The organism is Neorhizobium sp. P1_A6 (assembly GCF_056406795.1).
This window is the reverse complement of the sequence record NZ_JBFTZM010000034.1, coordinates 1-8,820: the sequence shown is the minus strand read 5'-3', so window position 1 is coordinate 8,820 and position 8,820 is coordinate 1. Positions and strand designations below refer to the sequence as shown.

Annotated in this window: 8 protein-coding genes; 6 read left to right on the top strand and 2 right to left on the bottom strand. The window is 52.3% G+C overall.

Annotated elements, in window-relative coordinates:
* Nucleotides 1-175 precede the first annotated feature (175 nt).
* Nucleotides 176-1,420, top strand: a complete 1,245-nt coding sequence (locus AC1D3C_RS29795; protein ID WP_477485415.1) for a glycosyltransferase family protein — start codon at nucleotides 176-178, stop codon at nucleotides 1,418-1,420.
* A gap of 65 nt (nucleotides 1,421-1,485) precedes the next feature.
* On the opposite strand, the gene AC1D3C_RS29790 is transcribed toward AC1D3C_RS29795, so the two are convergent.
* Nucleotides 1,486-2,295, bottom strand: coding sequence for a hypothetical protein (locus tag AC1D3C_RS29790; RefSeq protein ID WP_477485414.1), 810 nt, complete (start codon nucleotides 2,293-2,295; stop codon nucleotides 1,486-1,488).
* A 278-nt stretch (nucleotides 2,296-2,573) separates the two neighbouring features.
* On the opposite strand from AC1D3C_RS29790, the gene AC1D3C_RS29785 reads away from it, so the two are divergent.
* The 5 genes from AC1D3C_RS29785 to AC1D3C_RS29765 all read left to right on the top strand — a co-directional run bounded on the left by AC1D3C_RS29785 (nucleotide 2,574) and on the right by AC1D3C_RS29765 (nucleotide 7,978).
* Nucleotides 2,574-3,392, top strand: coding sequence for a class I SAM-dependent methyltransferase (locus tag AC1D3C_RS29785; protein WP_477485413.1), 819 nt, complete (start codon nucleotides 2,574-2,576; stop codon nucleotides 3,390-3,392).
* Nucleotides 3,393-3,649: 257 nt separating this feature from the next.
* On the top strand, nucleotides 3,650-4,570 hold the full coding sequence (locus AC1D3C_RS29780; protein WP_477485412.1) for a hypothetical protein: 921 nt from the start codon (nucleotides 3,650-3,652) through the stop codon (nucleotides 4,568-4,570).
* Nucleotides 4,571-4,664: 94 nt separating this feature from the next.
* Nucleotides 4,665-5,354, top strand: coding sequence for an FkbM family methyltransferase (locus tag AC1D3C_RS29775; RefSeq protein WP_247036986.1), 690 nt, complete (start codon nucleotides 4,665-4,667; stop codon nucleotides 5,352-5,354).
* Nucleotides 5,355-5,426: 72 nt separating this feature from the next.
* Nucleotides 5,427-7,289, top strand: coding sequence for a hypothetical protein (locus tag AC1D3C_RS29770; protein WP_477485411.1), 1,863 nt, complete (start codon nucleotides 5,427-5,429; stop codon nucleotides 7,287-7,289).
* Nucleotides 7,286-7,978 (top strand): WbqC family protein, encoded by a 693-nt coding sequence (locus tag AC1D3C_RS29765; protein WP_247036977.1) that lies wholly within the window; start codon nucleotides 7,286-7,288, stop codon nucleotides 7,976-7,978. The genes AC1D3C_RS29770 and AC1D3C_RS29765 overlap by 4 nt, the downstream gene beginning before the upstream one ends.
* A gap of 581 nt (nucleotides 7,979-8,559) precedes the next feature.
* Here AC1D3C_RS29765 and AC1D3C_RS29760 read toward each other — a convergent pair.
* The coding region (locus AC1D3C_RS29760) for an integrase core domain-containing protein (protein WP_477485410.1) at nucleotides 8,560-8,820 on the bottom strand (261 nt) is incomplete at its 5' end.

Here is an 8,820-nt window from a genome sequence, read left to right as displayed (position 1 = left end):
GAAGGTACACACAAGGAGCTCGCCAAGAGCAAGGACAAGCTTTATGCCCGTCTGAACAACCTGCAATCGTCCGATACACTTGAACTGAAATAGTCTGAAAGCAATAACCGGCCAGATCGCAGATCTTTGGCAGGAATACCATGAAAGCCATTGCTGAATTGCGAGATGAACGGAAATGATGATGGCCATTAAACGAAAGCAGCGAACGCTTGTTATTGTTGAACGTAAACTGGTGCAAAATCGTGGGCACCATCATACTCAGATAACGGCGCTGCGAACGATGCTGCCCGACTACAAGACAGCACTCATAACAGGCGAAGCTTATGACGGCTTTCTCGGAACACCAGCCGCTACTCTCGCCACAGGCTCGTTAAAGGGCTCGAAGCTGAGGTCAAGGCTAAAATATGGAAACCCTCTGGAGCGGTTGAGCGCACTTCTCGCGCTTCTAAGAAAGGATCTGCTGTTCAACATGCCGGTGTCGGTATATGGTCAACGATTAGCTGAAATTGTTACTAACCTTGAGCTCGACCAGAGCGATGTCATTATTGTCCCGACGGCAGATCTCGACACACTCGAGTCTTCTGTCGATCTCCATTGTATTCTCGGAGACGCGGCTCCTCGGATCATCCTTCGCTTCTTGAACACCGAACTCGGGGACAGAAACGATAGGATCCGCTCCGCTCGCTTGAGAGAGGCCCGAGCAAAGCTCCCGCACGGAATTCTGCTGTTTACCGAGACAGAGGAGTTGGCAGATCATCTCCGTAGAGAATTCAATATTCCCATAGTTGGCGGCTTTTATCTCCCTTGCAGCCTGCCAATCGGAGAAGCTCCCGAAGAGCGGGTGTCGAACGACCGGTTCCGGATCGGTGTATTTGGAGATCCCAGACCTGAAAAAGGAAGCTCGAGGATTCCTGGCATAACAACCGCACTGGCACAGAAGGCAGCTGCAGGATCAGCAACTCAACTTGAGATTGTTGTCCAAGGTGGAACTGCCGATTTTCAAGAGCACGGTGTGTACTCGGCGCTGGCGGAGTACCAAGCGAGTGGTGGGGTCGTCATCGTTTCTCCGCGTGACAATCACCTCTCTCCGCAGGAGTTTAGGCGGCTATTCGCTTCGGTTGATACTATTCTTCTACCTTACGACGCAAGCGTATACAACCTTCAGGGCTCCGGCGTTCTGCAGGATGCCGTGGCTGCACGCAAGCCCATCATCTATGCCAACGGAATGTCGATGATGTCATTCCTCGATCATGGAAACGGTCTGGYAGCTGAAACGGATCAGGATTTTGCGGAAGCAATCATGCGTGTTGCTTCTGATCCATCGGCCTTCCGGGAAGGCACTACTCGTGCAGCTGCCTACCTGCAGCATATCCTGGCCGCCAATCCTTTCCTGCGCGCCATCAACGCAGCGCAGCAATAAACACTGAAGCTCCTCTGCGGATCTGAACCCAGTATCAACACCTGCCGCCAAGCGGCACGGAACGCCTACCGTCCAGGAACGTGCTCAGGGGGAGTGTCGTTCAAGAGGCTGGGGACGATATAGAGCTTACCTCCTTGACGGCCAATCGACTCGTTCAAGGCGACGTGTTCACACACCTCCTCGCCCTGACCATCCAACCCAAGATACAGGCAGTGCCGAAGGAATTCAGTTCGATAAATTCCAAAACCGCCGAATGCTGACTGCACCGGGATAGGTTTGTCATCAGGCGATATTTTCTTTTGACGTCCCGTTACGAACTGCTCGACAGCGGCCTTGATCTTCTTTTTCCTGTTGAATCTCGCTCGCCCCACCTCGCGGACTTCTTTCCAACAGTCGGTCGGGCACCATGAAGGGTGGCGCAAGGCCCAGATGTCGTAATACCAGTCGCGTTGGTTGGCAAAGAGGCCGACCCAGTCATCCGGCGCCGAGTTGATGGCGTTGGAAAGCTCAGGTTCTTCTACGAGATTGGCGTTAACGCCGTCCAGATCTAAAACTATTAGCAGGTCGTGGTGGATACCTTTTTGCAAGTCGTCTCGCAATGCGGTCATATACAAATTTCTTGCGACAGCTAGTCTCGGCGTCCTTTTGGCTACATTTGCCGCCAATCCATCAACGTTTTGTATGCGCGCATCGTGAGTGGCTTCTGCCCACTGCCTCAGGACTTTCTCGGTGCAATCTTTGGAATCGTTGGTGACGATAAAGAACTTTGTTTTCGTAAAGCTTTGCTGCAGGCGACTGAGGCGAGGTAGGGTTTGAAGTAGGCCTTCTTCGCAATCTCGCGCGGCGCCTACTATGAATGCTGACTTCTCGATCATTGAGGTTCCTGAGACTTGATGCCGTTTCTAACTGATGTTCGGCAGTGGCTAGCCTTATCGCCGCGAACACTCTCGAGCAATCGTCTCCAGTGCCAAGGGAGAGTTATATCCCCTGCACGGTTGCCCCCTTTTCAGTTGATCCGCCTGTGTGGAATACCGGCGAGCTCTTCCGAAGAGTTGCGCTATCCCTTTGGGGCCAGAACTATGGCCATGAGCTCAGGCCTTGTGTGGCACCACGCCCCTCTGTAGGAGTGAGGCGCCAGACAACGAGACTCGACATGGTGAGAAGCAAAATAACGGGCGGCGCGACTACCTTACTATTCAAGGCGCGCGTCCTGAACAAGTATGAGGTATCCTACTTCAGGTGTGACGAAACTGGTTTCATCCAAACCGAAGAGCCCTATTGGCTAGATGAGGCATACTCATCCGCTATCACCAAGCTCGATGTAGGTCTCGTCAGTCGCAATGTACAATTATCCGGGGAGTTGTCTCGGATGATCCCCGCCGCAGGCTTCAAGCAGAACGGCCAATTTCTCGATTATGCGGGTGGATACGGCCTCTTCACCCGCCTTATGCGCGATGCGGGTTATGATTTTTATCACACCGACAAGTACACGAAGAACCTGTTTGCCGAGTTCTTCGACCTTGATATTTTCGCCAAAACTCCGGCCTTCGAAATGGTTACAGCGCTGGAAGTTTTCGAACACCTCCCAGACCCCGTCGCGGAGGTGTCGCAGATGCTAACTTATGCGGACAGCATTGCCTTCTCGACCAAACTTCAGCCGGAGAATGATATCAGGACCGTCGACGACTGGTGGTATTTCATACCCGAGACCGGTCAACACGTCTCGCTTTTCAACAAAGCGTCTCTTCGCGTTCTCGGAACAAAGCTCGGCCTGAATTTTTATAGCGATGGCAGCTCCCTCCACCTCCTGACCAAGCGCACGCTCCCGGCCAACCCGTTCAAGAGCCGCGAACCTTTTATTATACGCAAGGCGCGTAAGTTGATCAAGCAATTCGATCGAACGAAAGCGGATGATCGTCCGAGCCTCATCCAGAGTGATTGGGAGCGCATCCGGGAGATCATCTCCGGTTGAGCTAAGCGGGCGAGCTCCGTCAATTATACATCTTCAGCATGCATTTGCGCCGCAAGTCGCGCGCGGACGCAACCTGACATCCACCATCTCGCCCCTATCCTGTGGCCAAGCATCCGGATGCGGACCGTCAGCTTGCTCAGGGTATAAATCTAATCTACAAGCAGCCGCAGATGTCATGATCGGCAACTAGAAGCGGTGTCCTTTGGATCAGTGGCACGCGGAAGCGATCTTGTTCCGATCCGTACGTGAGTTGAAAGATGAACGAAGCAAAACCGATCGCCCCTGTCGTCTTCATCATTTTCAACAGACCAGATCTTACCGAAATCGTTTTTAAAGAAATTGCCAGAGCGCGCCCTGGCAAGCTCTTCCTCATCGCTGACGGGCCGCGTGCGGATCGTGCTAACGAAGCCGAAAGATGCGCTCAGACACGGCAGGTGGTTGAGAAAGTCGATTGGGGCTGCGAGGTGTTTCGCAATTACTCCGACACCAACATGAGCAGCCGCGACAGGATTTCTTCGGGGTTAGACTGGGTATTCGCGCATACCGATCGAGCGATCATCATTGAAGATGATTGCCTGCCGGATCCCAGCTTCTTCCCTTACTGTACCGAACTTCTCGACAAGTACGAGCACGACGAGCGCATAGGCTCCATCAACGGCTCGAACTTTACACATGACCGCGTGGCTATCGATAATAGCTATTTCTTCAGTCGGTACCCGTTGATATGGGGATGGGCCACCTGGCGCCGGGTTTGGCAAAATTACGACATATCCATATCGCGCTGGGGGACATTGCGTGAGACCGACTGGCTCAGAACAGTGGCATATCCTGATGAATTCGCACACTGGACCAAGGCGTTCAACAGGGTATTTGAGGGAGGACTCGACGCTTGGGACTACCAATTTACCTTTTCACAGTGGCTTCAACGACAGGTCAGCATACAACCGAGAAGCAATTTGATTAGTAACCTCGGCTTCCGCCCGGATGCAACGCATACGGTAGACGCTAGCACGGTCGCTGGACTTCCCCTCGAGGGCCTGAACTTCCCGCTACGCCATCCTGCAGATCGTGCGATCAACTTTTCCGCGGACGAGATCTACCTGCGAGAGCATTGCTTCCGCAGGAAAAAGGAGAACGGGCTTAAGCGGCTGGCGAGAAAGATACTTCCTTGCACATAGGCTTAAAGAACATGTAGCCGCTTGCGCGCTTGCTCAATCCGCTTAGCGTCACATCGGTCTCCGATGCCCCGTCGAATACATGGAGCGAAATCTGATGGTAAAACTTCGTCTTCCTTTCAAGAAGAAACCCGTTAGCCCGTATACTGCCCTCAACGAACTGGATCGGAAGATCGAGAAGTATCTCGACTACGACAATGGTTTCTATGTGGAGTTGGGCGCCAATAATGGCATACGGCAATCAAACACATATTTCTTCGAGAAGAAGCGAGGGTGGAGCGGCGTCCTGATCGAGCCCTCCCCGAACAACTTTCTGGAATGCCGGAGGAACCGAAGCGAGAAAAACTCGATCTTCTGCAACGCGTGCGTCGGCTTTGACTATCCCCACAAGTACGTGGATATGAGTTACGGCAATTTGATGAGCGTTTCGACCAATGTCGACCTCGATCTGGAAAGCGTCACAGATCACCTCGAGCAATCTCGTCAGTTTCTAAAAAATCAAGAAGCAACCTTCGAGTTCGGTGCCGTGGCCAAACCGCTCAGCAGGATCCTGGAAGAAGCCAAGGCTCCCGCGTTGATGGATTTGCTGTCGCTGGATGTTGAGGGAGCCGAATACGAGGTTCTCAAGGGAGTGGACTTCGACCGCCACAATTTTAAATTCATTGTCATCGAGTGCTGGAAAACTGAGAGGATCACGAGCGCACTAGAGGCCGCGGGTTATCTGCTGGAGGATCAGCTGAGTCATCACGATTACCTCTTCAAGCTGAACAGAACGCCAACGGTGTGACAGCAGGGCGTTTTCTGCCTGCAGCCTTTTTCTGGCTCGTTGTTAAACCGATCCTAAAGCGCTAGGCCCCACATGAACGAAATAGCAAAAAGTGGCTTGATCCAAGAAGATATACACGGCGATCGAATGATGGCCGTCGTCCAACACGTGATTGCGTTGCTGTGCCTAATGTCAACTGCTATAATCGTTGCCTGGCTTTGGAAATACAGCGCCTATGGCTTAGATTTTACCGATGACAGCTTTTATCTCGTATCGATGAAAAACCCATATATCTATAATTTTTCGACGACTCAATTTGGCTTCATATACCATCGGCTTTACATGTTATTTGACGGCGATATTGCATCGCTTCGTCGATTCAATGTTCTAACAACCTTGTTTCTCGCTTGGTGGTTTGTTTATTCTTTTTTGAGTTGGCTCGCGCCCGAGGCCCAAACGGGACGTCTGTCGCTATATGCGGCCACCGCCGGACTGGCGACAAGTGCCCTCATCCTCTTCGATTCCTGGCTGCCCACACCAAACTATAATGGCCTCGCGCTCCACGCGCTATTCATCACCGGCATCGGCGTTGTCTTAGCTGAAAGGTCTCATCATTTCAGAAGCTGTATGGGGTGGCTGCTGATCGGCCTAGGTGGATGGCTAGCGTTCATGGCTAAACCGTCCACCGCGTTCGCCTTGGCCATCGTGCTTTCCATCTACCTCCTCGGCTCGAAAAAAATCTCACTCCGGTTGCTATTACTATCGATCTGCACTGCCGTGGCGCTCCTTCTTATGAGCGCTTGGTTTATCGATGGATCAGTCGAGGCCTTCGCCAGACGGATACAACTTGGCATAAACTACGGCCAACACTTGAACGGCAATAATACTATAATGCAGATTTTCCGGATTGATAATTTTCGTTTTCGCGTAAAAGATCAGCTCATAGCAGCAGCAATTACGGCCATCGGGTTGGCCGGCATTTGGGGTATTATTACCGGGAAGCCGAGAGGAGCGTTTCTTGCTATAGCCATCTCCATCTGCCTCCTCTCTTTGATCGCGGCGTTGGCATCTGGTGCGATTCATGGAACGATCGGCTTGGGCGAATTCCAAGGTCTTTCAATTTTTGGCGTCATGCTTATCGCAGCGGTAGCAAGCTTTCGTTTTGGTGGGAGAGGAATACTAAAAAAGATCTCATCGGCGCAGTGGAGCATGGCTGCACTGTTTATTAGCATTCCCTATGTGTATGCGATTGGAACGAACAGAAATTACTGGGTAAACGGCTCGTGGGCCGGTATCTTCATTTTGCTCGCTTTCGTGACGCTGCTGGCTCCCATCGCACGCACGCGCCGCAATTGGGCCTTCGCCCTCCCGCTTGCGCTATGCACCCAGATGGTTGCTGCGGTTCTCTTGCAGACAGGACTGGAGCAGCCCCCAAGGCAACCTCAGCCTCTGCGGCTCAATGACACGATAACGGAAATTGGTCCCCAACGTTCACGGCTGGTCCTTTCATCAGGATTCGCGTCATATATAACCGCCTCCGTTGGCATCGCTCAGGAAAATGGGTTTCGATCAGGTACGCCGGTGATCGATCTAACCGGTCACTCGCCGGGAATTCTTTTTGCCTTAGGAGCCAAGAGCATCGGTCAACCTTGGATACTAGGTGGATGGCCAGGGACCTTTGAGTTTGCAAAGGCATCCCTTGACCAGGTGTCCTGCGATGAAGTTGCTTCAGCCTGGCTACTACTTGAATCTAACGGCCCAAATAGCATCTCGACCGGATTGATTTCCGCTTTGGGGCCGAATTTTCCTGCAGGCTATCAGAAAGTCGGCGGTTGGCAGACCGCGAAAGGAGCGGCAGGCTTCGACAGTCGCCGAGACCAAGAGCTCTATAAGCCGGTAAACCCAGATGCCGGTGGCAAAGCATGTCGAGCCTTACGAGCAGGGAGTGCCGGATGAAAAGAGTGGCTATCGTTCAGTCCAACTATATCCCGTGGAAGGGCTATTTCGACATGATCGCGGCGGTGGATGAGTTCATACTCTACGACGACATGCAGTACACGCGACGCGATTGGCGGAATCGGAATCAAATCAAGACGCCTCAAGGGGTTCAATGGCTTACGGTTCCCGTTCGGGTTAAGGGGAAATACCATCAGAAAATTCGGGAAACCGAGATCGAAGGCACCGACTGGGCGATTGCCCATTGGAAGAGCCTCGTCCAGAATTATCGCCGCACTCCCCACTTCGAAGAAATCGCTGTGTGGTTGGAGCCCCTTTACCTAAACGAGCCACCAAGCCATCTCTCGCAGCTTAACCGCCGATTCATTGAGGCAATATGCAGTTATCTGTCAATCCAAACTGCGATTTCCAATTCATGGGACTATACCTTAGTGGAAGGCAAGACAGAACGTCTGGCTGACCTCTGTGCTCAAGCGGGTGGCACAGAATACCTATCTGGTCCCGCGGCAAAAGACTACGTAGATGAGGAAGTATTCAAAGAACGAGGAATAGCGCTTACATGGTTCGACTACGCGGGCTACCGAGAATATCCCCAGCTCTGGGGTGACTTCGCTCATGGCGTTACAATTCTTGATCTTCTCTTTAATTGCGGCAAAAACTCCCAAAATTATGTGAAATACATGAAATAAAGCTCCTCACAATGGCGGAAATGACTGGAGGCGCTGTATGAACTGCCCCCATTTCAACCGGACACTCAGCATAAGCAGGAAGGCTCAAGTGACCTTGCCCCGTTGACCTAATCATTTTGAAGTAAGCTCGGGGCCCATTGTGAAGTGCACCCCGATTTTGGGCCAGCGGCGCTGGAATTTTCCGGGGTTAGGGCTTAGGCCGTGAACTCATAAATTCTGTAGAATCGGTCATACAACTCGGCTATTCGTAGTCCATGCTCAAGTTTGTCAAACTACAACTCGGGCCAAGGTTGGGTGGCCGAACCAAATGCGCCAGAGCCCCAGGTTTCAGTTGAGGGTACCTCAGTCAACGTCCGTTTCCGCTCGTATAGGCCCGTGCACGAACAAAAGCCGACGGGTATTCTCAGGGTGTTGAGCCTGTTTTCGAAGACCAGTCCGAAATTTGATGAGAGATGGGGCATTTTGAGATTTGTGGGTTGCAGTCGTTGGCGCTGGACAGCACCAATGATCATGAATGGTATAAGGTAGACGGCCATGGTCGCTACAGCGGTGTAGCTCCTCGTTTGGGCGAGTTCTATGAGCTAGCTGTTTAGTCCCGGCATTTGATGGAGCGGATTGAGGGTGAAGCGTTCGGGCTGTGAAGTCCATGCTTTGCAAATGAACTCGTAAGGCGTGAGGCCGTTGAGGGTCTTAAGCCTGCGGCCAAAATTGTAAGCGGCGACGAAGTCGGCGAGGTGCTGACGAAGTTGATTGTGGCTTTCATAGTAGAAGCGCCTGACGGTGGCATCCTTGATGGTTCGGTTCATGGTTCGGTTCATCCTCTCGACTTGACCGTTGGTCCA

What these genes read in the sequence shown, in the direction of transcription:
- AC1D3C_RS29785 (WP_477485413.1), top strand. Translation starts at nt 2,574, where the DNA reads ATGGTGAGAAGCAAAATAACGGGCGGCGCGACTACCTTACTATTCAAG.
- AC1D3C_RS29765 (WP_247036977.1), top strand. Translation starts at nt 7,286, where the DNA reads ATGAAAAGAGTGGCTATCGTTCAGTCCAACTATATCCCGTGGAAGGGC.
- AC1D3C_RS29780 (WP_477485412.1), top strand. Translation starts at nt 3,650, where the DNA reads ATGAACGAAGCAAAACCGATCGCCCCTGTCGTCTTCATCATTTTCAAC.
- AC1D3C_RS29770 (WP_477485411.1), top strand. Translation starts at nt 5,427, where the DNA reads ATGAACGAAATAGCAAAAAGTGGCTTGATCCAAGAAGATATACACGGC.
- AC1D3C_RS29775 (WP_247036986.1), top strand. Translation starts at nt 4,665, where the DNA reads ATGGTAAAACTTCGTCTTCCTTTCAAGAAGAAACCCGTTAGCCCGTAT.
- AC1D3C_RS29790 (WP_477485414.1), bottom strand. Translation starts at nt 2,295, where the DNA reads ATGATCGAGAAGTCAGCATTCATAGTAGGCGCCGCGCGAGATTGCGAA.